The sequence below is a fragment of the Arthrobacter sp. H14 genome (assembly GCF_000520495.1).
Taxonomy (GTDB): domain Bacteria; phylum Actinomycetota; class Actinomycetes; order Actinomycetales; family Micrococcaceae; genus Arthrobacter_C.
On sequence record NZ_KI914688.1, the window covers coordinates 1639 to 2405 of the forward strand.

A 767-nucleotide genomic window follows, 5' to 3' on the forward strand; every position below is an offset into this window, starting at 1 on the left:
GGCGGCGGAGGCCCGCCCGCGTGACCCACAAAGGCAGGGGCGAGCCGTTATCGGGCCACCTCTGCCCCTGCGTTGTTACTTGGTTTCGGTCGTTTCGGTCGGGGCGCGGTAGTAGCTGATCTTCGCGTAGGGGTAGGTCAGCGTGTGGGCTTTCCCGGAAGAGAAACGGTCAACGATGAGGGAAACGGTCTTCTTATTGACCCGGGCCACTTCATACCAACTGTGGCCGACCCTGACGTGTCCGCCCTTGGTGACGGTCTCGGGGCTGTAATCCGTGGCCTGGCCGGTGGCCAGCTGCTCGGCCCGAATGTTCTGCCAGTAGGTGAGCTGGTCCGCGGCCTCGGCGTACAGGGTTTCCAGGCGTGCGAGGTGGCCCCCGGTGGCCGGTGGTCTCGTTTCGATGTATCCGCCGCCGAAGTTGTGCGAACTCCCGTTGATCTTGCGCTCCAGAGCGCGTAGATCATCCTTGATGCGCTCGATCTTCGACGCGACAGCAAGCGGGCCGTGCCGGGTGGCGAGCGTCTGGGCAGCGGTCGTGGCGCGTGCCGCGACGTCCCGGGCTTGCTGGTCGGCGGCAACGCTTGCACCCATGGCGGTCTCTGCCCGGGCGATGGCCCGGCGGTGGCGTCCCTCGCAGTGGTGGCCGATCTTCACCGGCTCACCACCAGGGGGCAGGGCATCCAGGGTGGAACGTATACGCTGGTTAGCGGTCTCGGCGTCGGCCTCCTTACGGGCCGCTTTCACTGCCAGCGCGTCGGCTCGGGCCT

At 66.9% G+C, this 767-nt stretch carries 1 protein-coding gene; it reads right to left on the reverse strand.

Annotated features, from left to right (window positions below; all coding sequences use genetic code 11):
• Nucleotides 1-75: 75 nt before the first annotated feature.
• The coding region (locus Y707_RS27570) for a DUF3560 domain-containing protein (RefSeq protein WP_035782682.1) at nucleotides 76-767 on the reverse strand (692 nt) is incomplete at its 5' end.